The 22,879-nt window shown below is 62.9% G+C and carries 21 protein-coding genes and 1 pseudogene; 7 read left to right on the forward strand and 15 right to left on the reverse strand.

The genetic code is table 11. From position 1 onward, the window contains the following. Positions 1–2 precede the first annotated feature (2 nt). The 4 genes from VNZ93_RS10245 to VNZ93_RS10260 all read right to left on the reverse strand — a co-directional run bounded on the left by VNZ93_RS10245 (position 3) and on the right by VNZ93_RS10260 (position 5,923). Positions 3–998, reverse strand: coding sequence for a hypothetical protein (locus VNZ93_RS10245; protein WP_325703864.1), 996 nt, complete (start codon positions 996–998; stop codon positions 3–5). A gap of 10 nt (positions 999–1,008) precedes the next feature. Continuing rightward, positions 1,009–3,903: a penicillin-binding protein 1A gene (locus VNZ93_RS10250; RefSeq protein WP_325703867.1), complete on the reverse strand. Its 2,895-nt coding sequence runs from the start codon at positions 3,901–3,903 to the stop codon at positions 1,009–1,011. Positions 3,904–4,159: 256 nt separating this feature from the next. Further along, positions 4,160–4,498: a hypothetical protein gene (locus VNZ93_RS10255; RefSeq protein ID WP_325703870.1), complete on the reverse strand. Its 339-nt coding sequence runs from the start codon at positions 4,496–4,498 to the stop codon at positions 4,160–4,162. Positions 4,499–4,615: 117 nt separating this feature from the next. Further along, on the reverse strand, positions 4,616–5,923 hold the full coding sequence (locus tag VNZ93_RS10260; protein WP_325703873.1) for an FAD-dependent oxidoreductase: 1,308 nt from the start codon (positions 5,921–5,923) through the stop codon (positions 4,616–4,618). Positions 5,924–6,146: 223 nt separating this feature from the next. Between VNZ93_RS10260 and VNZ93_RS10265 the strand changes: the two genes are divergently transcribed. Continuing rightward, the gene (locus VNZ93_RS10265; RefSeq protein ID WP_325703877.1) at positions 6,147–6,707 is read left to right on the forward strand and encodes a response regulator; all 561 of its coding nucleotides are present in this window, start codon (positions 6,147–6,149) and stop codon (positions 6,705–6,707) included. Further along, positions 6,704–7,213 (forward strand): hypothetical protein, encoded by a 510-nt coding sequence (locus VNZ93_RS10270; RefSeq protein ID WP_325703880.1) that lies wholly within the window; start codon positions 6,704–6,706, stop codon positions 7,211–7,213. The genes VNZ93_RS10265 and VNZ93_RS10270 overlap by 4 nt, the downstream gene beginning before the upstream one ends. Here VNZ93_RS10270 and VNZ93_RS10275 read toward each other — a convergent pair. The 10 genes from VNZ93_RS10275 to VNZ93_RS10320 form a co-directional block, all read right to left on the reverse strand. Next, the gene (locus tag VNZ93_RS10275) at positions 7,210–7,677 is read right to left on the reverse strand and encodes a hypothetical protein (RefSeq protein ID WP_325703883.1); all 468 of its coding nucleotides are present in this window, start codon (positions 7,675–7,677) and stop codon (positions 7,210–7,212) included. The two genes, VNZ93_RS10270 and VNZ93_RS10275, sit on opposite strands and share 4 nt — an antisense overlap. Next, positions 7,678–8,067: a response regulator gene (locus VNZ93_RS10280; protein ID WP_325703886.1), complete on the reverse strand. Its 390-nt coding sequence runs from the start codon at positions 8,065–8,067 to the stop codon at positions 7,678–7,680. 59 nt (positions 8,068–8,126) lie between these two features. Next, positions 8,127–10,370, reverse strand: a complete 2,244-nt coding sequence (locus VNZ93_RS10285) for a chemotaxis protein CheA (protein WP_325703889.1) — start codon at positions 10,368–10,370, stop codon at positions 8,127–8,129. Between the two features lie 15 nt (positions 10,371–10,385). Continuing rightward, positions 10,386–10,745 carry a response regulator gene (locus VNZ93_RS10290; protein ID WP_325703921.1) on the reverse strand — a complete coding sequence of 120 codons (360 nt, stop codon included), beginning with the start codon at positions 10,743–10,745 and terminating at the stop codon, positions 10,386–10,388. A 422-nt stretch (positions 10,746–11,167) separates the two neighbouring features. Beyond that, the gene (locus VNZ93_RS10295) at positions 11,168–12,247 is read right to left on the reverse strand and encodes a chemotaxis response regulator protein-glutamate methylesterase (RefSeq protein ID WP_325703922.1); all 1,080 of its coding nucleotides are present in this window, start codon (positions 12,245–12,247) and stop codon (positions 11,168–11,170) included. A gap of 10 nt (positions 12,248–12,257) precedes the next feature. Next, positions 12,258–12,902, reverse strand: coding sequence for a chemoreceptor glutamine deamidase CheD (locus VNZ93_RS10300; protein WP_325703892.1), 645 nt, complete (start codon positions 12,900–12,902; stop codon positions 12,258–12,260). Next, positions 12,899–13,783, reverse strand: a complete 885-nt coding sequence (locus VNZ93_RS10305) for a protein-glutamate O-methyltransferase CheR (protein WP_325703895.1) — start codon at positions 13,781–13,783, stop codon at positions 12,899–12,901. The genes VNZ93_RS10300 and VNZ93_RS10305 overlap by 4 nt, the downstream gene beginning before the upstream one ends. Positions 13,784–13,791: 8 nt before the next feature. After that, positions 13,792–15,726 (reverse strand): methyl-accepting chemotaxis protein, encoded by a 1,935-nt coding sequence (locus tag VNZ93_RS10310; protein ID WP_325703898.1) that lies wholly within the window; start codon positions 15,724–15,726, stop codon positions 13,792–13,794. 11 nt (positions 15,727–15,737) lie between these two features. Further along, positions 15,738–16,274, reverse strand: coding sequence for a chemotaxis protein CheW (locus tag VNZ93_RS10315; RefSeq protein WP_325703901.1), 537 nt, complete (start codon positions 16,272–16,274; stop codon positions 15,738–15,740). Positions 16,275–16,468: 194 nt separating this feature from the next. Beyond that, entirely contained in the window at positions 16,469–17,371 is a 903-nt protein-coding gene (locus VNZ93_RS10320; protein ID WP_325703924.1) for a LysR family transcriptional regulator, read from the reverse strand. Positions 17,372–17,482: 111 nt separating this feature from the next. Between VNZ93_RS10320 and VNZ93_RS10325 the strand changes: the two genes are divergently transcribed. Genes VNZ93_RS10325 through VNZ93_RS10340 form a run of 4 tightly spaced genes read left to right on the forward strand, consistent with a single transcriptional unit; the run spans position 17,483 to position 21,013 of the window. Beyond that, complete coding sequence (locus VNZ93_RS10325; RefSeq protein WP_325703904.1) at positions 17,483–18,424, forward strand: ring-cleaving dioxygenase; 942 nt, start codon at positions 17,483–17,485, stop codon at positions 18,422–18,424. A gap of 56 nt (positions 18,425–18,480) precedes the next feature. Continuing rightward, complete coding sequence (locus VNZ93_RS10330) at positions 18,481–19,125, forward strand: alpha/beta hydrolase (protein ID WP_325703907.1); 645 nt, start codon at positions 18,481–18,483, stop codon at positions 19,123–19,125. Positions 19,126–19,173: 48 nt separating this feature from the next. Beyond that, positions 19,174–20,133 carry a Bug family tripartite tricarboxylate transporter substrate binding protein gene (locus tag VNZ93_RS10335; protein WP_325703912.1) on the forward strand — a complete coding sequence of 320 codons (960 nt, stop codon included), beginning with the start codon at positions 19,174–19,176 and terminating at the stop codon, positions 20,131–20,133. 25 nt (positions 20,134–20,158) lie between these two features. Then, positions 20,159–21,013, forward strand: a complete 855-nt coding sequence (locus tag VNZ93_RS10340; RefSeq protein ID WP_325703916.1) for a p-hydroxycinnamoyl CoA hydratase/lyase — start codon at positions 20,159–20,161, stop codon at positions 21,011–21,013. A gap of 63 nt (positions 21,014–21,076) precedes the next feature. On the opposite strand, the gene VNZ93_RS10345 is transcribed toward VNZ93_RS10340, so the two are convergent. Next, a complete protein-coding gene (locus VNZ93_RS10345) occupies positions 21,077–22,468 on the reverse strand; it encodes a formimidoylglutamate deiminase (RefSeq protein WP_414710045.1) in 1,392 nt (463 codons plus the stop codon). A 143-nt stretch (positions 22,469–22,611) separates the two neighbouring features. Here VNZ93_RS10345 and VNZ93_RS10350 point away from each other — a divergent pair. After that, a pseudogene (locus VNZ93_RS10350) lies at positions 22,612–22,879 on the forward strand (imidazolonepropionase); the annotation flags it as partial.

The following is a 22,879-nucleotide window of genomic DNA, read 5'->3' on the forward strand; positions in this document are numbered from 1 at the left end:
GCCTAGCGGCCCTCCTCGATCATCCCGGCGATGGCCTTGATGCGGCCCCGAGCAAATTGCGGCAGACCCGCGCTGATAGACTGGCCACTGTTGAACGAGCTGCGTCCCATCAGCAATTGCGCGGGAACAAGATTGCGCAGGATCGGCGCGGTCAGAAAATCGCGCTGTTTGGTCAGGACATCGCTGCGGATCGCGAGCGCCAGATAGAGCGTCACGACCGACGCATTGCGATCGCTAGGGAAAGGCTGAACGATGGCCAGGATCTTGCCGGAGTGGATGACCTGGTTGACCCAGAAAATGCTCTGCTCGAATGCGCCCGCAACTGGCGTGGTGATCCCGGTGAGCGCCGCAAGATCCGTGAGTTGCGGATCGTTCGCCGAACGCAGCCGGATTTCGCTCTGGAAGTCGATGACATCCGGGATCGGCTTCTTGGTTTCGTCGCGCAACTTGTTGACCAGCATGATTCCCGCGGGAATCCGCCCTTCAAACTTGTAGCGCGACTGAAAGCAGCCGGCTGCGTCGTCGCACCAGATGCGGCCGGGGACCCTATTCGGCGCGGACGTTTCCTTGTTGGGAACGGCGTCGGTTGCCGCGATCTTGCGATGCTTGATCGCGGGATCGAGCTTTTCGAGAAATTCGAGGCTTGCGTAACGCGACAGATCGAAACCCTGCGCCGGCTTCGCCATGCGAAACCGCGCTTCCGCGACATACATCGAGAGCTTGACGCCCGCCGGCTCCTTGTATTCGGGAAATATCGACAGCAGCCGATGCTGCAACGGTTGCCTGCGCGTCCATTCCTCGAACGGCACCAGTTCGTTCGCCGCGTCGGTCGCCTTCTCGGCGCGCTGCTCGGCGAAGATGATCGTCCGTGGCTTCAATGTCTCGACAGGAACGGATGCCAGCGACGGCACCTGCTCGAGCTTGAAATCATCGGCGTTGGCAAGGCCGCTGACCCCCGCGGCAAGCACAGTCAGAAGAATGGCAAATCCACGTCTCATTCAATGCTGCTCAGTATTGCCTGCGCCCGAAGAGGCCGAAGAAGTAATCCGGATCGATGCGGCTCGGCGCCCGCCCCCCGTACCGGTCATCCTCGAAGAACTCCGGTGACCGCGGCTGAATCCGCTGTTGCTGTTGCCCGTAGTAATAGCCCGATTGCGGCGGATAATAATCGCGCATGCCGTAGCGACTGTCATACGGCCAGTTCTGCACGGGGCTTCCGTCTTCTTCATAGCCGTCGCCGCCGCGATACATGTAGTAATTGTCTCCGCGCGACACGATCCGGTAGCGGGTATCGGTGATTCCGCCGACCGAGTCACGGCGCAGGTATTCGACGCTGCCGCCCGATCGTTGACCGCTATATTGGTCGGCATCGCCGGTATAGGGGTCGATCTGGACGGCAACGAGTTCCCGTCCTGCTTCCTGAGAGGGCCCGCTGAGCGCGACTTTCGGCGCATGTGTGCGCCAGACCGCTTCGAGGATCGGCTCGAACATCGGCAGGGCGACCCGTCCGCCGGTCTGGCCGCGGCCGAGCGTTCGACGCCCTTCGGCGTTGTCATAACCCACCCACAAGGCGACCGTGACGTCGTTGGTGAACCCGACGAACCAGGCATCGAGTTCATTGTCGGTCGTGCCGGTCTTGCCGGCGGCGTAAGTCGCAAGATGCCGCGCGGAGCGCGCGGTGCCGCGCGTCAGCACGCCCTGCAGCATCGACTTGAGCTGGAAGAATGAGGCGCGATCGGCCGATCCGATCCAGTTCACCTGGTTGTTGTCGGCCTTGTATATCTGCCGGCCGCCCTGCTCGACCGAATCGATGACATGCGGGATCGGACGCGCGCCCTCATTGGCGATCGCAGCATAGAACGCGGCGAGGTCGATCATCCGGACCGGTTGAGCGCCGAGAATGAAAGGATAGAAGCGGCTGCATTCCTTGTAGAGCTGCGCTTCAACGGCGAGCTCACATACGCGGTCGAGGCCTTGTTCGGCGCTGTTCTCGATGCCGTTCGCCATCAGCTGCGCGGTCGCAAGGTTGCGCGAGTCTTCGAGCGCACGACGCATGGTCACCGCACCACCCGAACCGCCTGAATTGCGCGGCGCCCAAAAATCCTTCTGGCGGGCAAGAGCGCTGGTTTGGCCAATCGGCGGCAACACGATCGGTGAATCCATCACCAGCGTGTTCGGCTGCAGACCGCTGCGCAACGCGGCGAGGTAGGTCACCGGCTTCAATGTCGAGCCCGGCTGGCGGACGGTCTGGACGGTCCGGTTGAGCTGGCTCTCAGGATAGGAGAAGCCGCCGGACATCGCGAGGATGCGACCGGTCCTGTTTTCCATGACGAGAGCGGCGCCCTGCACGGCCGGCCGGACGCGCAGCTCGGCGCGCGCGCCCTGCTTGCCTGCCGCCTCGCGCACCCGGACATAGACGACATCGTTGACCTTCAGGCTGCGCCGGGTGGCCACGTTCCAGGGATTGAGCGGAAGGGTGCGGCCATCCGCTATTCCGACGGTCAGGACGTCGCCGCGCTTCGTGCGGCCGTTCTCCAGCACCACCGCCGGTTCCCAATGCACGTCGTACAACGGCAGGCGCACCGATTTCAGCGCAACAAGCCAGGCCGGCCCCTCGCCTTTGCGCTCCTCGGTCATCGACTTGAGCGCGTCCGAGATATTCGCCTCGGGACCCTGGAACTTGAAGCGTCCGGTATTCAGCTCGTAGCGCGCCAGCGCTTCCTGCAGCACGGACTCCGTGGCGCGTTGAAGTTCCGGATTGATCGTCGATCGCACCACATAGGACGACGCATTGAGCGCGCCCACCGCAGGGATAGAACGCGCTTCGCGTGAAACATGATCGACGAAGTGGAAGCCCGTGTCCTGCCGGAGGCGCTCGTACGGCACCATCGCCGGAAGTTGCACCTTGGCAGCCACCGTCGCGATCATACCGTCATCGTGCATACGGCCGAGCACGTAGGCCATCCGGTCGCGCGCGCGGCCGGCGTTGCGGTCGGGACTGAAATAGCTCGGTCCCTTGGCGAGACCGGCGATGAACGCCGCTTCGACCGGGGTCAACGCGCCAACCGATTTGCCGAAATAGCTGCGCGCCGCCATCTCCACGCCCCAGGCCCCGCGCCCGAGATAGATCGAGTTGAGATAGAGCTCGAGGATCTCGGTCTTGCTCAGCGTCCGCTCGATGCGCGAGGCGATGATGATCTCGCGCAGCTTGCGTTCATAGGTGACGTCGTTGCCGACCAGCACCGTCTTGGCGAGTTGCTGCGTAATGGTCGACCCGCCCTGCGGGCGGCCGGGCTGGGCCATATTGCCGACAAAGGCGCGCACGAGGCCGCGTTCGTCCATGCCCTTATGCTGGAAGAACCGCTTGTCCTCGGCGGCGATGAAGGCGTTGCGGACGACCTCCGGGATCGCGGAGATCGAGACCCACACCCGCCGGTTTTCCGGGGTGAAAACTTCGGCGAACCGCTCGCCCTTCCCGTCCAGGATAACGCTCATGCCGGGCAGCTTCATGCCCTTCAGCCGTCCGACATCAGGCAGATCCTTGAGCGCATCGTTGTAGAACGCGATCACCTCCGTGAGGTCGACCGGCGACTGCTCGACCGCCTCGCCCTTGCAGAACTGCCGATAGACGGTGTGCAGGTCGGAGAAGGACAGCCCCTTGAGAGCCTTGACCTCCTCGCCAAGCGCGGCCTTGTCATCCATCGCCGTCGCGATCAGATCGTCGAGATTGATCTGCTCGATGTCGAACGACTTGCGCATATGGAGGCATCCTGCGTGCAGGAGCTGCTCCACTTCCGCCTTGTCTGCGACCGGATTGAATTCGGCTTTGATGGCGTCAGGCCGGGTCGTGGCCTGGCTGAATGCGAGAGCCGTTGCCAGGACCTTGACGAGAATGATGTTCATGTACCGCCGCGTACCCGAATGCCACCCCGGCTTCGTGCAGTGATGATTCTACCTGAAGACGGGCAAAATAAGGAGCGGTATTAGACAGATAGCGTGTTTTTGACCGGTGAACGAGATGCCGCGGGCATCGGAACCGGCCTGTGCCAACGGGACTCGGCCACTGACCGAGGGTCGTGTTCTGGCACCCGCTTATCCACGCGCGATCATTGGGTGGCGACCGGCGTCATTTTCTCCAGATGGTCTTGATTGCCGCCGGTCACTTGCGGCGTTGGCGCCGCGTGAAGGGGATGATCGCCACCGCTGCAGATGTTGGTGCCGGATGCTGAACGGGGAGGAATTCGCCCCGCGCGTTCACGACACTGGTCTGCGCGACCGTTGCAGGCTGCATAGACCGGATCTCGTTATAGTCGAGCACGAAATAGTCCCCGAAGCCGTCCAGAACTTCAGCAAAAAGCTCGCGGCAAACGATCCTTACAGCGGTTATCGTTCTCGTCCGGGTCTCGATGATGACCATCTCGCCGTCGCGACCATGGATCGCGAGCGACTCTCTCAGGCGTTTGGCTCGCACCGCAGCAATGGAAATGACGTTGCTCATGGCCCTTTAACCCGGAAATGAGGTTGCTGTTCCCGACCTCACTTGTTTGGTCGGGGGACAACCTGCCCGGGTTCAAGGGCGTCGCGGCGCCTGCCACGGCAGGCGGATCAAGCGGCCTCAGCCAGCGCCATCCACATTGGACGATACCCGCTTACGCAGCGCGGCGATATCGATCTGCCGGACACTGCCGCTGCCGGCGAGATCAAGGGCGTGCGCTGCGGCCGCGCCCATGGCGATGCACGGCCCCATCACCCGCACGCTCGACAGCGCGGCGCTGTCGCCGTCGATGCAGCGCCCAACCGCGACGATGTTGTCCGCCTCGTCGGGAACGAGCGCGCCGAACGGGATATAGTGCAGATGGTCATCGCCAAACGGTTCCCAGGCCGTGCTGTCGGGCCGGTCGTGCAGTTCGATCGGCCATCCCGTCCTCGCGACCGCGTCCGGAAATCTTGTGCCGGCGCGCACATCGTCCACGGTGAGATGCTGCCGCCCCTTGATCCAGCGGGTCTGGCGGATGCCGGGAAAGCCATAGGCGCGAACACGCGCGTTGGCGAAAGCGTCCGGATATTCGGCCTTGAGGAATCGGATCACGTCGTCCGCCATCGCCTTGCCGAGAAGTGCATTGCGTGACGCCGCAAACGGTTCGAGCGGCGTCTCGACATGGTTCATGTTGATCAGCGAGATACCGCGGCCCGGAACGACGAAGGAGAATCCATCGCGCCGGATCAGCCCGTACCGATCTCCCTTCTCTTTCATGCGCGCGATCATCTCGGGTCGCGGCGGGTGGCTCGCCTCATCGACGCCTTCCAGCACCACCATCTGGGTGCCGTAGAGCACTCCGTTCGCATTCTCGCGGCAGGCAAAGCCGGCCTCCCATGTCAGGGCCGCGTCGCCGGTCGCATCGACGAAGCCCTCCGCGGAAGTTGTAACGTCGCCGTAGCGTGTCGCAAATTCGATCGTTCGTACGCGCCCGCCATCGCGCATCACCCTGCGCAGCATGGCGCCGAGCAACACGATGATGCCAGCTTTGCGTATCGTCTCCTCGATCCACCGCGAGAGGGCGATCTCGTCATACATCACGACGGTGGTGTTCGATGGACCGCCGCGCAGGTAGTGCAGCGCATCCTGCGCGCCGAGATCGTGGAGAATGCCATCGGCAATGCCGTGGGTGATCTGGCGGCCGCGATAGCCATTTGCGAACAGACCGCAGAAGGTGCCGATGATCGAGTGAACCGCCTGACCGCCCAGCGCCGGCAGGCTGTCCACCAGCACAACCGTCCTGCCAAGCTGCGCAGCTTCGAGCGCCGCCGACACTCCGGCAATTCCAGCCCCGACCACGCAGATATCCGCCGCGGCGCTCCGGGCGCTTCGCCCGGTGCTGCGCACGATGCGGGTCGCGGTGGAGAAGTCCCGATTGGCGGCCATTGCACTCCTCCAGAGGGCGAGTCCGGAGCAATCCGGGTTCCATTCCGCCACGCTGTTAACCGTACGTTATCCTCAATCAGCGATTAATGATCGAGGACAATCGTGGACGTCGCGTCCCGGCGCCAATCTGCGCGCATCGCGCCAGCCGCTTCGGGTGATTACCGTGCCAGTCGCTGATTCAAAGCCGCGATCATTAAAGAACGCCTCGGTCAACCTCCGCGATTTGACCATCCTGATTGCAGACCCCGGCACCTTCATGCGCCGCGTGGTCTACGGAATGCTCCGCGGCTTCGGGGCGAATCGCATCCTTGAAGCTGGAGACGCAGCCGGCGTATTGGCGGCGCTGATGCAGCAGAAGATCGACATTCTGATCCTGGACGCCAAGCTCCCGCCCCAGAACGGCCTGGCGGTCACGCAGGCGATCAGGCGCAATACCGACAACGAGAACAGGACGCTTCCGATCCTGATCATGACCAGCGACGCGCAGCAGTCGACGGTCAAGGAAGCCCGCGACGCCGGCGCAAGCATGGTGGTCGCAAAACCGATGTCCCCGACGACATTGTATGACCGGCTCGTGTGGATCGCCTTCGACCGGCGGCAGTTCATCGATTGCCCCACCTATTTCGGCCCCGACAGGCGCTTCAAGATCGAGGGCTATCCGACGGGTGTCGGACGCCGCGCAAGCGACAAGAGCATCGAGGTCGCGGAAGCGGTCGAGCCCAACCTCGAGCAGGACGATATCGACAGCCTCTTCCAGGCGGCGCGCGCCGGACAAAGCGAATGACAGAAAAAACACCGCCAAATGTGCGCATCTTCGCCGTCAAGACGCGCTTTCAGGAACTCGCTCAGCGGCCCGGCGGCATTCCCCGGGAGATCGCGATCCAGCAGGCCGAATCCGGAATTGAAGGTTACAAGGCCGAGTTCGTCGATTGGGTCGAGCGTGAATTGCAGGAGCTGACACAGGCTCTGCGCAAGATCGATAGCGCACAGCCCGACATGGCGCAGCTCGACGAGATCTACGCGCGCTCGCGACAATTGCGCGACACTGGAACGACCATGGGGCTCGCGCTGCTCACCTTCGTGGCCGACAATCTTTGCAGGGTGCTGGATGCCATCCAGAGCGGCGCCACCTACGACAGCGAAATCGTGGAGTGCCACATCTCCGCGCTGTTCCTCGCGAGGCAGAACGCCTATCGCAATATCCGACCCGAGCAGGTCCCGGAAATGACCAGCGGATTCCACCGCATGCTGGAGCGCGCGAGCCGGAGCCTGCCGGACAAGGCGGGCTAGAAGATCACGTCGACTTCGACTTCACTCTCGGATGGTTCCGGCAACGGCTGGAAGACTGTGCCGAGACCATTTTCCAACCGGTCGAGAAATCGCTCCTTCAGGTCGGCGATCGTGATGTCATGGATCACGTCACGGCCGAAGGGCTCGCGCGGACCATCACCTGCCACGGGAAGGGCGCCGGTCGAGCTGGCATAGCGCGCGAGCGCGCCGCTCAAGGCCTCGAATTCCTGCTTGAGCCGGTCGAACCTCTGCAACGTCACGATCAAGTCGCGATCCGGCCTGCCGTCGCGCGTCACGAGATCCGTGACACGGGAAACCGTGTCTTCCAGCTCCCTGACATTGTCGAGAAACAGCGTCGCGAGAACGCCCAGCAATGCTGCGATTTCCGACAGCGCACCGTCCGCCGCGGGACCTGATCCCGACGCGGCATCCGGTTCGACGCTGAATGCAGCACTCGCGGTCATTTACGACAGCTTCCCCATGACCTGCTCGATTTTCTGGCGCAGGACCTGAACGGTGAAGGGCTTGATCAGATAATTGTTGACCCCGGCCTGCGCCGCCTTGACCACGAGCTCGCGATCACCGCGTCCGGTCAGCAGGATGAATGGCACACGCCGGACGACCGGATGACCGCGCACGGCACGAAGCAGGTCAAGGCCGTCCATCTCGTCCATGTAATAGTCGGAGATAATCAGATCGATCGGCTGAAGCGAAGCGATCTCCATCGCCTTCTTGCCGTTCTCCGCTTCATGAATGTGGCGGATCCCGATCTGCTCCAGCGTCAACGCCGTCATTTTCCGCACGCTTTCCTGGTCGTCGACAACCAGAACCTTCAGTGCCACCGCATTTGGCATTGCCATTTCTCCTCAACTCAACGGACGACCTGAAGTCGGCCCGGCCTCAACCCTTGCCGTCACGCTACTTTCGCGAGTGAACCTGCTTTGTGTGCGATCACCGACGATGATGTTTCGCCGGCGAGATCGGACAGTTTCTCAACGTCGAGAATCAGGGCAACCGCACCGTTGCCGAGAATCGTGGCAGCCGCGACGCCCGGAACCGGGCCGTAGCTTTCCTCGATGCTCTTCACGACCACCTGCTGGTGTCCGCACAGTTCGTCAGCGACGAGGCCGAGCCTCGTACCGTCACCGGCATCGGTGATGATGACCACGCACTCGCCCGACAGATCGGCCGACGATCCGATGTGCAGAAGGTCGCCGAGATAGACCAGCGGCACGAGATCGCCGCGCAATTGCAGCATGCCGCGCGTGCCGACGAGGTTGTTGATGCTGGACCGCGGCGGCCGCAGACATTCCACGATCATCGACATCGGCATGACATAGGTCTCGCGGCCGACCTTGATCACCATGCCGTCCATGACCGCGAGCGTGAGCGGAAGCGCGAACTGAATGGTCGTGCCCTTGCCGCGCACGGATTGCAGCGAGAGCCGCCCGCCAATCTCCTGGATGTTGGTTTTCACGACGTCCATGCCGACGCCGCGGCCGGAAATGTCGGAGATGACGTCGGCGGTGGAGAAGCCGGGCATCATGATCAGGTTGTTGATCTCATCCTCGGTGAGAACGGCGTCCGCGCTCACGAGGCCCTTTTCACGCGCCTTCTGCAGCACCTTCTCGGTGTTGATGCCGCCGCCGTCGTCACTGACCTCGATCACGATCCGGCCGCCGCGATGTTCCGCGGAGAGGCGGATCGTTCCCTCCTCGCTCTTGCCGGCCGCAACGCGAACATCCGGCGCCTCGATGCCGTGGTCGACGGAATTGCGGATGATGTGGGTAAGCGGATCGGTGAGCCGTTCGATGATCGATCGATCGACCTCGGTCGTTTCGCCTGCAAGCTCGAGCCGGATCTTCTTGCCGACCTTCGCCGCAGTTTCGCGTACGAGACGCGGCATCCGCTGGAACACGGTGCCGACGGCCTGTGCGCGCATCGACATCAGACCGTCTTTCAGCTCACGCGTATGATGGACGACTTCGTCGAGGATCTGCGAGAGCCGATCGCTGACGCCTTCCGGAAGGTCATGCACGATCTGACCGAGCATGGCCTGGGCGATGACCAGCTCGCCGACCATGTTGACCACGCGATCGATCTTCTCGAGTTCGATACGGGTGGTGGTCGCCTGCGGCTTGGGCGGTCGTGCGGCGGCAGGCTTCTCGGCAGCGGTTGCGCTTGCAGGCGCAAGTGCAGGCGCGGCCTGTACCGCTGGCATCGGATTTATGCTTTGCGGTGCAGGTTCGACGGCCTTTGGTTCCTGGACCGGCGCAGGAGCCACGGCCGGCGCAACCGGCGGCGCCACATCGATCACCGGGAGCTCGGCGACCGGAATATCGGGCACTGCCGCCTCGCCCGCGATTTCGTTGATGGCAATCTCGCAGTCGCCGACAAAGTCGAAGAGGTCCTGCAGCTGTTCGCGCGTCGCCTCGGTCCGCAGCGTCCCGGTCCAGCTCACATAGGCGATCTCGGGCCGCAGCGACTGCAGATCCGGCAGGCGACTTGTATCCGCCGTCAGTTCGAGTTCGCCGAGCTGACGCAGTTGCCGCATCAGAAGCAGCGGGTCGCTGCCGTTCCTCAACATGTCGGCATTGGGCGTGAAGGCGATCTCGAATGACCGCTGTCCGGTCACGAAGCTGTCCGCCCGGACCGGGGTGAAATCGATCCCGTCAAAATCCGCCATGTCGTCGGGCTCTGCGCCATCAGCACGGACGGGAACGAAGTCGAGCCCTTCGAAATCGGCCGGCGCTTCTTCCTCACCGCCGGACTCGTTGCCGAGCAGGCGCTCCAGCGCAACGCGGGTCTCGTCGCCGAAGCCCGCCGGGATCGCATCGCCTGCGCGAGAAATCTGCACGAGATCGGACAGCACGTCGCTCGACGCGAGCAACACATCGACCACATCGGTCGTCGCCGGAAGGTCGCCACGCCTGACCGCGTCCAGCGTCGTCTCGAACACATGGGCGAAGCCGACCAGCGCTTCAAAGCCGAAAATGCCCGCGCCACCCTTGACCGAATGCACCGCGCGGAACACGGCGTTGATCGTATCATCGGAACCAAGGCCCTCGCGCATGTCGCTGAGGCCCTGCTCGATCTGCTGCATCCCTTCGGCGCATTCGTCGAAGAAGGTCTGCTTGAGCTGTTCGAAACTCGCCATCGGCCTCGTCCTTTCCTAGCAGGCCACCTTGCGCACCGTCGCGACCAGGCGCTCCGGATCGAACGGCTTCACCAGCCAACCGGTCGCACCGGCTTCACGCGCGATATTCTTCTTCTCCGCCTCGCTCTCGGTGGTGAGAACGAGGATCGGGGTCGTCTTGTGCTCAGGCCGCGCGCGCAACTGGCGCACGACTTCGTAGCCATCCATGCGCGGCATGTTGATGTCCGTAATCACGACATCGACATTCTCGCGTTCGAGCATGTCGACCCCGTCCTTGCCGTCGACGGCCTGGATCACGTCGAAGCCGGCATCGACGAGCGTCAGCATGAGCATGTCGCGCATGGTCTTTGAATCGTCGATGGTCAGAATGCGGATATTGTTGACGGCGGAGGCCGATTCCTCGATGAGGTCCGGAGCAGCATCGCCTTTGCCTGCAGGAGCATTCGCGTCCTGCATCGCGGGTTCGGCGGAAGGCTGGTCGACCGGCGCCGGCAATTCCTTCATTCGGTCAGCCCAGTCGAGGCCGAGATCGGCGAAAGCGCAGATGAAGGCATCCGACGGCTGATCGATCCAGACATGCGCGTCGCGCTTCGCCGCAACGAGGATCTGAATGCACGGCAGCGTCAGCACCTCGACATCCGATGCATCCAGCCGCACACCGCCCGCGGTATGGACTTCACGAAGGATCATTTCATGCAGGGCGATCGCGGCCGCGAGATCAAGCACCTTCGGTAGTTTCATGGTCGGCCCCTCAATCCAATATCTTTAACCGTCAAAGCCATCATCCGAGTTAATTCTCAAATCGCATGCGCCATGCGCTGCAGGGTGTTCTGTTCAAGCTTGCCCTCGCACGCGTCCAGAATCGCGTCGGCGACCTGATTCAGGGAGCACTGGCGCATCACGCCGCCCCGCTCGAACGCGACATGAGGCATCCCGTAAATCAGCGCGGACGCCTCATCCTGTCCGATCGTCAGCGCGCCGGCCTTGCGCATTTCGACCAGCCCGTCGGCACCGTCCTTGCCCATGCCGGTCAGAATGACACCGACCGCCGATTTCCCGACGACGCGCGCAACCGAGCGGAACAGCACATCGACCGACGGACGATGGCCGGTCACGGCTTCACCGGCATCGAGCGCGCACCGATAGCCAACGCCGGACTTCACGATCTGCAAATGATGAGAACCTGGCGCGATATAGACGTGCCCCTGCTCGATGACATCGCCGTCGGCAGCTTCGGAAACCGTCATCGGACATTCCCGGTTGAGGCGCTGCGCGAACGCCGCGGTGAAGCGCGGCGGCATATGCTGCGTGATCAGAATCGGCGGGCAGTCCGCCGGCAGATTCATCAGGACGACTTTCAGAGCCTCGACGCCGCCGGTCGATGCTCCGATCGCGACGATCTTTCCGTTGGCACGAACCGACCGCGCGACCTTCCGGGCCGGCGCCTGAATCATCGCGGCGCGCGCGGCGATGCGCGTACGGGCAGCGGCCTTCACCTTGGCCCTGAGTTCGCCTGCAAGCGCGGGCAGCGCATGCGCAGCATCGGTCGACGGCTTTGCGATAAAATCGACTGCGCCGATCTCGAGCGCTTCGAGCGTAATATCGGCGCCGGCTTGCGTCAGGGTTGAAATCATGATCACCGGCATCGGACGAAGCGTCATGATCTTCCGCAGGAAGGTGATGCCGTCCATGTGCGGCATCTCGACGTCGAGCGTGACAACATCCGGGTTAAGCGCCTTGATGCGCTCACGCGCAGCGATCGGATCATCGGCCGTACCCACGACCTCGATCTCGGGATCGGCAGACAGCAGCGTTGTCAGCAACTGCCGGATCAAGGCGGAGTCGTCGACAATCAGAACTCGAACCGGTTTGCCCATCATCCCGCCCCTAATTGTCAAAAAGCTCGATCTCGCCGGCCGGCGCGCGCGCCGACAGGCGCTTCGCATGCTCAAATTCATCACGCGCCACTGCGCCCGAGGCATCGCGGCCAAGCAGCCGCCTGACGACACGGCCCGTCGCAGGCGAATAATGAATACGGCGGGGAAAGCGCCCGCCGAGATCCTGTGCGACACAACGCAACCGCTCCGCTTCGAGATAACGTAGCGCGAACTGGGCATTGTCGGTTCCGACAGCGATGTTGCTCTCGGTCACATTGCCACCGCCGAAAATCTTGATCTCGAGCGACTCGCGCGCGCAGCCCATCTTCATCAATTCGTTGATGAGCTTCTCCATCGCGAAATTGCCGAAGCGGGTTGATTCCGAATCGCGGCCCCATCCCCCGCTGCGTCCCTGCGGCAGCATGAAATGATTCATGCCGCCGATACCGAGGCGCGGATCACGAATACAGGCTGCGACGCACGAACCGAGCACCGTCACCAGCGTTTCGTCGGCCTTGTCGGTGACGTAGAAGTCTCCCGGAAATACCTTCACCATCCAGGTGCCGGCGGAAGGGTCGTAGAACCGACGGCTGCCGGCCGCTCCGAACTCAAGCTTGCCTGCATCGGCCGGCCGAACCGCTGTCGCCGGGCTCATGCTTTTCTCCGGTAGGTCGTGCGGCCGACAAGCTGGAGTTCGGCATGCGTTCCGTGAAACGATTCCGAGTGGCCGATATAGAGAAAGCCGCCCGGCTTTATTGACTGGATAAAGCGGTCGATCAGCGCGGTCTTGGTCGGATTGTCGAAGTAGATCATCACGTTTCGACAGAAGATCGCGTCAAACTTTCCGCGAAACGGCCACGGATCCATGAGATTGAGTCTGCGGAACGCGATGAGAGAGCGGATGGACTCCTTCGCCATCAGGCTGTCGTCACGTTCGCCGGTTGGCTCGAAATAGTCGCGATAGATTCGCGGGACGTTATCGAAACCTGAGACCGGGTAAACGCCGCGGGCGCCTTTCGCGAGAACATCGGTATCGATGTCGGTCGCCAGGATACGGATATCGTGACGGCTTGTACTTGGCATCTCGTGCCGCAACACTGCGGCAATCGTGTAAGGCTCCTCGCCGGTCGAACACCCGGCCGACCAGACCCGGAGCCGGCCGTCGCTTCGCAGGCTGCCGTTCAAAAATGGCTGAACCACGTGGCTGCGGAAATGATCGAAGTGATGCGACTCCCGGAAGAACTTGGTCAGGTTGGTCGAGATCGCGTTGATGAAGCTTTCCAGCTCGCCGCTGTTCTTCGCCAGATAGTCGCGATATTGCCTGAACGCCGTGAACCCCAACGCGCGCAACCTTCGGGACACGCGCGTGTAGACGAGATTGCGCTTGCTGTCCGACAGGGCAATGCCGGCGTGTTCCCGCGCGAGCTGCACAAGGTTGCGGAAATCCGCATCGGAGAAAGCAAATTCTCGCGCTGCCTCGGGAACCGCTAGGTCTGGAATGACCGGGGCTGCGACTTTGTGAGCCTGACGGGCCATCGCAGTCCTCAGAACTCTTCCCAGTCCTGATCGCTGGCCTGCGCGAGCGCGGTGTTGCCGCGCGTCATCCGCGCCGCCGGGCGCGGGCGCGGCGCCGGCTTCGATGGTGTGGTGCGGTCGATGCGGCGTGATGGATCAGCGACCGGCTCCAGTTCGGCCCCGACATGGAACTTGCTGACGCTCTCGCTCATCGCGGCGGACTGCTCTTCCAGAGCCTTCGCTGCCGAAGCGTTCTCCTCAACGAGCGCAGAGTTCTGCTGCGTAGCTTCGTCCATCTGCGAAAGCGCAATATTCACCTGACCGATCCCGGTCGATTGCTCACCGCTGGCGGTCGCGATGTCGGAGACGATCTCGGCAACCTGACGGATCGAGGCGACGATCTCTTCAAGCGCGGCGCCGGCCTTGTTCACCAGTTCGACGCCTTCACGAACCTGGCCGGACGAGTTGCTGATGAGGTCCTTGATATCCTTGGCGGCCTGAGAGGATCGCTGCGCGAGGCTGCGGACCTCGGCGGCGACGACGGCAAAGCCCCGGCCAGCCTCGCCCGCGCGGGCGGCTTCGACCGCCGCATTGAGCGCAAGCAGATTGGTCTGCCGTGCGATCTCGTCGATCACGCCGATGATATCGGAAATCTGGTTCGAGCTTTCCTCGATCCGCGCCATCGCATCGACCGCCTGGGCCACAACGGCGCTGCCGCGGTCGGCGACGCCCTGCGTTCCCATTGCATACTGGTTGGCCTGCTGGGCGCTCTCGGCATTCTTTCTGACGGTCGTCGAGATCTGCTCCATCGACGCGGAGGTCTGCTCCAGACTTGCCGCCTGTTCCTCGGTGCGTTGTGAGAGATCGGCCGTGGACATCGCGATCTCGGAGGCGGTGCTTGCAACGTCGCGGGTCGAGATTGCGATGGCTCGCATCGTGTCCTGCAATTGCGCCACGGTCGCGTTGAAATCGTCGCGAAGCTGCAGGTAAGACTCCGTGAAGCCCTCGTTCAGCCGCACCGTGAGGTCGCCGGAGGCAACCTTGCCGAGACCGTCGGCAAGTGCGCGGACTACGCTGGACTGTTCTTCGGCGGCTCTGGCCTGTTCACGGGCATTGCGCTCGCGGTCGCTCTCACTCTGGCGGCGCTGCTCTTCTGTCTGCCCTTCGAGGCGGCGCTTCTCGCGTTCGGCATCGCGGAACACAAGCACTGCGCGCGCCATCTTCCCGATCTCGTCGGACCGGCTCTCGTCAGGCACCGTTATGTCGATCTGTCCCTGAGCGAGTTCACCCATCGTGCTGACGAGACGGCTCAACGGTCGCACCACTCCACGCCAGATCGTCAGAATTCCGAAGCCGGCAATCATCATGCCCAGAAGACCGAGCACGGCGATGATGACGGTCATGCGAGACATGTCCGCTTCGATCATCTGGTGGCCCCGCGCCGCACGCTGCGCGTAGATCTGCGCCAGGTTTTCCAGGTCCTTGTTCAGGGCCGACCGCACATTGCGGTTCGCATCGTTATCGCCCCATTCGCGGCCGGCTGCCGGGTTGACGTCGACCGCCAGGCGCACAAGCTCGCGACGAAACTCCTGAAACTGCGCGATCCGTTTGGCGAATGCGTCGAAAATCTCACGATCGTCGGCACCAACTTGCCTCTGCCATTCCGTGACGATCGCACCGATCTCGTCGTTGAACTTCAGAAGCCCCGCACCGTACCGCTTGGCTGTCGCAATGTCCGGAGACATGTAGACGCCACGCGATTCCATCACGACCGCATAGATCAGGCTGTTGACACGTTCGACATTGCGCGCGCCAAGCGCGGCCGTCTCGATCTCCCGCTCGCGTTCGATGAACGACCGATTGTTGAGCAATGAAACCGCAGCAATCACCACAATGATCAGCGTCATTGCGGCAAACACGCCATACAGCTTCGTCGATATCGAAAATTGGGGAAGCTTGAGCATCTAAACCTTGTTCAGTTGGCGGGCGTGCGTTCGGCTTCACTGACCGGAACGGAGAGGAGATTGTGGAGGTCGATCAGCGCGATCATCGCGTTTTCAACGGTGACCAGCCCCGAGAGAAAATCGATGCGCGAGGCCTGTGCGATCTTCGGGACCGGCTGAACCTGGCTCGCGTCGAACGACACGATGTCGAGCACCCGGTCTGCCAAAAGTCCGACCTGTCGCGTTCCGACCTGCACGATGATGACGACGTGAATGGGCGACGCGTCGGTCAGACCCTGACCAAACCGGCAGCGCAGGTCGATGATCGGAACGATCGCGCCGCGCAGATTGAGCACGCCGCGCACCGAATCCGGCTGGCGCGGCAGATGGGTGATCTCGGACCAGCCCTTGATTTCACGCACGGCCATGATGTCAACGCCGTACTGGTCGTTGTCGATGGCAAAGGAGATGATCTGGCTTGGTGCCGATGCAGCGCGATTGGCCGCTGCCTGCCAGTTGGCATGTGGAATATCAGCCGCGGTCTCCGGCTGATTAGCACTGAGGGTCATTGCACGCGTCCGTTGCTCATTGTCCTCTTTCTGAGGCCAAGTCGACGAAGTCCGACGGGGTAGACCACGAGAAACGGAACAACCGCGCAGGCTCAGACGAAAGGAAATTGCTCAATTCCGGTGCAAAAATTTGCGTCAAAACCTTTAGGAAACGGTTAACTACGACCCCTGCGCGAGTTTGTTTCCGAGGTCGTTCAACCTGCGCGTCGGAACCGCACGCGCAGGAATTCTGCGAGCGCTTCGACCCGTGCCGGCCGCGGACCGCCGGGCGGCATCACGAGGTGCAGTGCGATTTCGGGGGGCGACCATTCTGTCAGCACGGCGGCAAGCCTGCCTCGCGCCAAGGCATCCCGCACGAGGAATGTTGGCTGGACGGCGAGCCCGTAACCGGCGAGCAGCGCCGGCATCAGCGCATCGGCATTGTTCGCGCGCATCGGGCCTGAGGTGCGAACCGCGATCTCCTCACCGGCGCGGTTCGTGAAGCGCCAGACATCCGCGGCCGGCAGGTAGGCATAACCGAGGCAGGCATGTGCGGTGAGATCGCGCGGATGCTTCGGCGTCCCGTGAGCCGTCAGATAGGACGGGGCGGCAACAACGACGCGCGGCACGGCGCACAGCCTGCGCGCAAGCAGCGACGAGTCGGCAAGAGCCGCGATCCGCAGCGCGAGGTCGAACCCCTCCCCGATCAGATCGACGGTCGCGTCGCTCAGGTGCAGATCAACCGATATGTCCGGATATCTGGCGAAGAAATCCGGCAGGGCAGGCGCGACTTCCTGCAGACCAAATGACATCGGGACGGCCAGCCGGACCCGCCCGCGCGGGACGGCCGATTGCGCCCGTGCCTCGCTTTCCGCAGCCTCCGCCTCCGACAGCATCCGGGAGGCGCGCTCGAGCAGCATGCGGCCCGCATCGGTCAGGGCGAGCCGGCGGGAGGTCCGGTTGAAGAGCCGTGTCCCGAGCCGCGCCTCCAGCCGGCCCACTGTCTTGGAGACGGTGGGCTTCGACAGGCCGAGCTCAGCCGACGCTGCGGAAAAGGAGCGCAGTTCGGCCACTTTGGCGAAGATCGCGAGCCCTTCGAGATCCGGCAGCATGGAAATTTTTCAGAAACAATAGATTTCTGTAGTTTCTATTTATTTGCCTATGTCGGTCAATATCTTCCGGGGCGAAACGGCGCCGTCTCGGGCGCCCGAGGAACGGAGGGCTCGGCCATGGCCGCCAACAACAAGCACGGTATCCACCACGTCACCGCGATCGCCGGTCCCGCGCAGCGCAACCTCGACTTCTACACGCGCACGCTCGGGCTCCGCTTCGTCAAGAAGACCGTCAACTTCGACGATCCCGGCACCTATCACTTCTATTTCGGCGACGAGACCGGCACGCCCGGCACCATCCTCACGTTCTTCCCGTGGGAGCATGTGGCGCCCGGACGGCTGGGCGTTGGCGAAACGCAGGAGACCGTCTTCCGCGTGCCGGAAGGCGCGATCGGCTACTGGACGCATCGCTTCATCGAGAAGGGCGTGGCCCATGACGCCATCGTGCGCCGCTTCGGCGAGACCATCCTGTCGTTCCGAGATCCGGACGGGATGCGGCTCGCTTTGGTCGGCGTGCCCGGCATCGAGAGTGAGCCGGCCTGGAACAGCGGCGACGTGCCTGCGGAATTCGCCATTCGCGGATTTCACAGCGTGAACCTGCTGCTCAAGGAAGCCGCCCCGACAGGTGCGATCCTGACCGATGTGCTCGGCTTCAGCGAAGTCGGCCGCGACGGGCAGATTGTCCGCTTCAAGGCCGGCGATACCGCGATCGGCGGGATCGTCGACATTCATGAAGCGGGTTCGTTCCTGCCCGGCCGTATGGGCGGAGGCTCGGTACACCACATCGCGTTCCGTGCCGCCGACGATGCCGAAGAATTCGCGATGGCGAAGAAACTCATCGAGAACCACGGCATCCAGACCACCGAGCAGAGGGACCGCAACTACTTCCGGTCCATCTACTTCCGCGAGCCCGGGCATGTGCTGTTCGAGATCGCAACCGACGTCCCGGGCTTTGCCATTGACGAGCCGGTGGCTTCGCTCGGTCAGGCGTTGAAGCTGCCGGGTGCCTACGAGGCCCGGCGCAGCGAGATCGAGCAGGTGCTTCCTGAACTCGTCTGACAACAGCGAACTCCTCCCGCAATTAGGCGGGAGGAGCAACCTTGCAGGACTTCGCCATGACCGCAGCAACCGAATTGTCTTTCGTTCATCGCTTTGAACCGGTCGCCGATCGCAACGCTCCGCCGCTTCTGCTGCTGCATGGCACCGGCGGCGACGAGAACGATCTGATCGGACTTGGCCGGATGGTCGCGCCGGATGCGGCGCTGCTCTCGCCGCGCGGCAAGGTGCTCGAAGGCGGCATGCCGCGCTTCTTCCGCCGGCTTGCCGAAGGCGTGTTCGATGAGGACGACGTGAAACGGCGCGCCAACGAGCTCGCCGATTTCATCGGTGAGGGGCGCGCGGCCTACGGGCTTCCCGCTCCGATCGCGCTCGGCTTTTCGAATGGCGCCAACATCGCGGCCGCGACCCTGCTGCTGAGGCCGGAGACGCTTGCCGGCGCCGTGCTGATCCGCGCGATGGTCCCGCTCGCAAATTCGCCCGCAGCGGATTTGTCCGGCAAGCCAGTGCTGATCCTGTCGGGATCGATGGACCCGATGGTGCCGCAAGACAATGCCGCACGCCTCGCCGCATCGCTCCGCGATGCGGGAGCCGCGGTCGAGCATCGTGTGCTGCCTGCAGGACATGGATTGTCGCAGGCCGATGTTGCGCTTGCGCGCGGATTTCTCGCGAACATGCCACGCGCGATTGTCAGCGCCGCATAAAACCGGATACCCTCCCGGTAACAAAAAGAGTTATCGGGAGGGACTTCAATGTTACGGCTTACTGTCGCCCTGATTGGGGCGATTTTTGCGTTCGACGCCGCCGTGGCGCAGGATTATCCGACACGGCCGATCCGCTTTCTCCAGGGCTTCGCGCCGGGCGGCAATGCCGACACGATCTCGCGCGTGCTGGCCGACGAAATGTCGAAGACCTTCAAGGCTGGCTTCGTCAACGAAGCCAAGGTCGGCGCCGGCGGCAACCTCGCATCGGATGTCGTGGCCAAGGCGGACCCCGATGGCTATTCGATCATGCTGTTTACAACCGGTCATGTGATCTCGCCGGCGCTCAACAAGTCGCTCTCCTTCGATCCGGTTGAGGACTTTTCCTTCGTGTCGACCGTGTCGGAATTTCCATTCTTCGTTGTGGTCGGCGAAAATTCACGCTTCAAGACGATCGCCGATCTCGTCAAGGAGATGCGCGAAAAGCCCGGCACGCTCACTGTAGGCACGGCCGGCGTCGGCACCGGACAGCATATGTGTTCGGAACTGTTCGCCTCGTCGTTCAAGAGCAAGTTCGTGCATGTCCCGTTCCGGGGCGATGCTGGCGCTGTGACCGCGCTTCTGTCGGGCAATGTCGACTTCATCATTGCGCCCGGCACGGCAATCTTCAGCCACATCGAAGCCGGAAAATTCCGCGCGCTCGCGGTGTCGGGCAAGCAACGCTGGGCATCCTTGCCGAACGTACCGACGATCGCCGAGAGCGGAGCGCCAGGCTTTGAGGTCCTGGCCTGGATGGGCATTGCCACGACCAAAGGCGTTGCCAAGCCGGTCGTTGACAAGCTGAATGCCGAGGTTCGTCGCGCCGTCGCGGCCCCGGCCGTCGCCGAAAAACTGAAGGGCCTGGGCAGCGTTCCGGTATCGAGCACCCCCGCGGACGTGACCGAGAAGGTTCGCGCTCAGGTGAAGCTCTGGAAAGACGTCGCGGAAAAGGCCGGGCTCGAAAAACAATAACCATTGACTCCGAAGGTACCAAACGATGGCAAATCCCGCGTCCTCCGCATCGGAGCGGCTCTACAATTGGCAGACCGTCAAGATCGATTTCGATGACGGCATCGCCTGGGTCACGCTGAATCGACCCGAGAAGAAGAATGCGCTGAGCCCGACTCTGAACCGCGAGATGCTTCAGGTTCTGGACGCGCTCGAGGTCGACGACCGCTGCAAGGTTCTCATCCTCACTGGTGCCGGCGAGTCGTTCTCCTCCGGAATGGACCTGAAGGAATATTTCAAGGAGGTCGACAAGGCGACGCCGGTCGAGGTGATGCGGGTGCGCCGCGATTCGATGGCGTGGCAGTGGCGGCGGCTGCAGACATTCCCGAAGCCCACGATCGCGATGGTGAATGGCTGGTGTTTCGGCGGCGCGTTCACGCCTCTATGCTCCTGCGACCTCGCCATCTGCGCCGACGAAGCGACCTTCGGTCTCTCCGAAATCAACTGGGGCATCATTCCTGCCGGCAATGTCGCGAAAGCGTTTGCCGACAAGGTGAGCCCGGCGGACGCAATATATTATTCGATGACCGGCGAGACATTCGACGGCCGGAAGGCCAGCGCGATGCGGCTTGTCAACGAGAGCGTGCCGCGCGCGCAATTGCGCGAACGGACGGAAGCCCTGGCGCGCAAACTGATGGAAAAGAATCCGCACGTGCTGTGGGCGGTGAAGGATGCCACCCGCCGCCTCAAGTCGATGTCGTGGGATGAAGCGGAAGAATATCTCTACGCCAAGGCGCAGGCGACCTACTCGACCGACCCCGAACAGGGGCGGAAGAAGGGCATGGACCAGTTCCTCGAGGAGAAGTCGTACCGGCCGGGACTGAAGAATTACCGGCGGGAGTAACGCTCACTGTCGTCATTCCGGGGACACGCCCAAGGCGTGGACACGCAATTCGGCGCAGCGACATCAGGCGTTCGCCAGCCGCGACACGGTATCACGATATTTCTTCGTGATGGCCTCCCGCGCGTGATGACGCCCGTCGAGAACGACCGGTTTCCCTGACGCAATCACGGTGCGGATCAGCCCGCGGCCCGCGGAAAACACCATCACGTCGAGCACCATGTCCCCCGACGCCCCAGCGAGATCGGGGTGATTGTCATCGAGCACCGCAATGTCGGCGCGATAGCCCGGAGCGAGCACGCCGATGGATTGGCCCAAGGCCTGCGAGCCACCGGCAAGCGCACGCGTGTAGAGGGAGCGGCCGGTCGACTCGCCTTCCGTCGTCGTCATGACGTTGCGGGCGCGCGCTTTCAGCCGTTGCGAATATTCAAGCTGCCGCAATTCCGCAGGCGCGTCGATCTGGATGTTCGAGTCCGTTCCGATACCGAACGCACCATGCGCCGCGAGATAGGTCTCGCCGTTGAAAATACCGTCACCGAGGCTGCCTTCGGTCAACGGACACAGGCCCGCGACCGCGCCGGAACTTGCAAGCCGCGCCGTTTCGTCTTCGGTCATGTGCGTCGCGTGGATCAGGCACCAGCGCCGATCGAGCCCCATCTCGTCGAGCAGCCATTGCACCGGGCGGGCGCCAAGGCTTGCAACGCAATCGTCCACCTCCTTTGTCTGCTCGGCGGCGTGGATATGCACCGGGCCCTCCGCAAAGATCGCAGCCGCTTCCCGCAATTGATCCGTCGACACCGCACGCAGCGAATGCGGCGCAATGCCGATCGCAGCTCCCGGCAGCTTCGCCACGATAGCCCGCGAGCGCTCCATCAGGGTCACGAAGCGATCGGTCGGATTGATGAAGCGGATCTGTCCGGAATTGGGCGCGGCACCGCCAAAACCGCCGTAAGTATAAAGCGACGGCAGCAGCGTCAGGCCGATGCCGGTCGCGCTGCTGGCAGCGGCGATGCGCGCAGCCATCTCGCCGATATCGGCATAGGGTCGGCCGGCCGGATCGTGATGCAGGTAGTGGAATTCGCCAACCGTGGTGAAGCCGGCTTCCAGCATTTCAATATAGGCATAGGCGGCAATCGCCTCGACATCGTCAGGCGTCAGAGCCGACAGGAAGCGATACATCACCTCGCGCCAGGTCCAGAAGCTGTCGCCGACAGGACCCCGCCGCTCCGCGAGGCCGGCCATGCCCTTCTGAAACGCGTGACAATGCAGGTTCGGCATCCCTGGCAGCGCGATGCCCGCCACGCGCTCAGCGGCGCCCTGGGGACGGTTTGGTGACACCGTGGCGATCATGCCGTCATCGCCGACCTCGATCAGGACATCGTTCGCCCAGCCGGAGGGCAAGAAGGCAGTTCCAAAGTGATATGCGCGCAATTCCCGCCTCGCTCGACATGCGGCCATCGCCGCCGATATATCTCTATAGCAGTCATTCCGGGACGGCGCGCAGCGTCGGAACCGGGATCCAGAAACGCTGTCAGCACCTGTTGCTGGAGTCCCGGAATGTCCACCTTGCGGACGCCCCCGGAGTGACAAGAGAGGCGACCATGCGTTTCGATACCGTCTGGCGTGATGCACGCATTGCCACCCTTGCCCCTCAGGCCGCAGGTCTCGGCGAAACCGCAGGCGCGATCGCAGCGAAGGATGGGCGCATTGCTTTCGTCGGTCCGGAAGCCGGACTGCCGACCGGTTGGGACGCGGCGAAAACCATCAAGCTGGACGGCCGATGGATTACCCCCGGCCTGATCGATTGCCATACCCACATTGTCTACGGCGGCGACCGTGCGCATGAATTCGAGTTGCGGTTGAAAGGCG

It is taken from the genome of Pseudorhodoplanes sp. (assembly GCF_035565795.1).
In the GTDB taxonomy this organism is placed as follows: domain Bacteria; phylum Pseudomonadota; class Alphaproteobacteria; order Rhizobiales; family Xanthobacteraceae; genus Pseudorhodoplanes.

What these genes read in the sequence shown, in the direction of transcription:
- VNZ93_RS10245 (WP_325703864.1), bottom strand. Translation starts at nt 998, where the DNA reads ATGAGACGTGGATTTGCCATTCTTCTGACTGTGCTTGCCGCGGGGGTC.
- VNZ93_RS10250 (WP_325703867.1), bottom strand. Translation starts at nt 3,903, where the DNA reads ATGAACATCATTCTCGTCAAGGTCCTGGCAACGGCTCTCGCATTCAGC.
- VNZ93_RS10255 (WP_325703870.1), bottom strand. Translation starts at nt 4,498, where the DNA reads ATGAGCAACGTCATTTCCATTGCTGCGGTGCGAGCCAAACGCCTGAGA.
- VNZ93_RS10260 (WP_325703873.1), bottom strand. Translation starts at nt 5,923, where the DNA reads ATGGCCGCCAATCGGGACTTCTCCACCGCGACCCGCATCGTGCGCAGC.
- VNZ93_RS10270 (WP_325703880.1), top strand. Translation starts at nt 6,704, where the DNA reads ATGACAGAAAAAACACCGCCAAATGTGCGCATCTTCGCCGTCAAGACG.
- VNZ93_RS10275 (WP_325703883.1), bottom strand. Translation starts at nt 7,677, where the DNA reads ATGACCGCGAGTGCTGCATTCAGCGTCGAACCGGATGCCGCGTCGGGA.
- VNZ93_RS10280 (WP_325703886.1), bottom strand. Translation starts at nt 8,067, where the DNA reads ATGCCAAATGCGGTGGCACTGAAGGTTCTGGTTGTCGACGACCAGGAA.
- VNZ93_RS10285 (WP_325703889.1), bottom strand. Translation starts at nt 10,370, where the DNA reads ATGGCGAGTTTCGAACAGCTCAAGCAGACCTTCTTCGACGAATGCGCC.
- VNZ93_RS10295 (WP_325703922.1), bottom strand. Translation starts at nt 12,247, where the DNA reads ATGGGCAAACCGGTTCGAGTTCTGATTGTCGACGACTCCGCCTTGATC.
- VNZ93_RS10300 (WP_325703892.1), bottom strand. Translation starts at nt 12,902, where the DNA reads ATGAGCCCGGCGACAGCGGTTCGGCCGGCCGATGCAGGCAAGCTTGAG.
- VNZ93_RS10305 (WP_325703895.1), bottom strand. Translation starts at nt 13,783, where the DNA reads ATGGCCCGTCAGGCTCACAAAGTCGCAGCCCCGGTCATTCCAGACCTA.
- VNZ93_RS10310 (WP_325703898.1), bottom strand. Translation starts at nt 15,726, where the DNA reads ATGCTCAAGCTTCCCCAATTTTCGATATCGACGAAGCTGTATGGCGTG.
- VNZ93_RS10315 (WP_325703901.1), bottom strand. Translation starts at nt 16,274, where the DNA reads ATGACCCTCAGTGCTAATCAGCCGGAGACCGCGGCTGATATTCCACAT.
- VNZ93_RS10325 (WP_325703904.1), top strand. Translation starts at nt 17,483, where the DNA reads ATGGCCGCCAACAACAAGCACGGTATCCACCACGTCACCGCGATCGCC.
- VNZ93_RS10330 (WP_325703907.1), top strand. Translation starts at nt 18,481, where the DNA reads ATGACCGCAGCAACCGAATTGTCTTTCGTTCATCGCTTTGAACCGGTC.
- VNZ93_RS10335 (WP_325703912.1), top strand. Translation starts at nt 19,174, where the DNA reads ATGTTACGGCTTACTGTCGCCCTGATTGGGGCGATTTTTGCGTTCGAC.
- VNZ93_RS10340 (WP_325703916.1), top strand. Translation starts at nt 20,159, where the DNA reads ATGGCAAATCCCGCGTCCTCCGCATCGGAGCGGCTCTACAATTGGCAG.
- VNZ93_RS10345 (WP_414710045.1), bottom strand. Translation starts at nt 22,468, where the DNA reads ATGGCCGCATGTCGAGCGAGGCGGGAATTGCGCGCATATCACTTTGGA.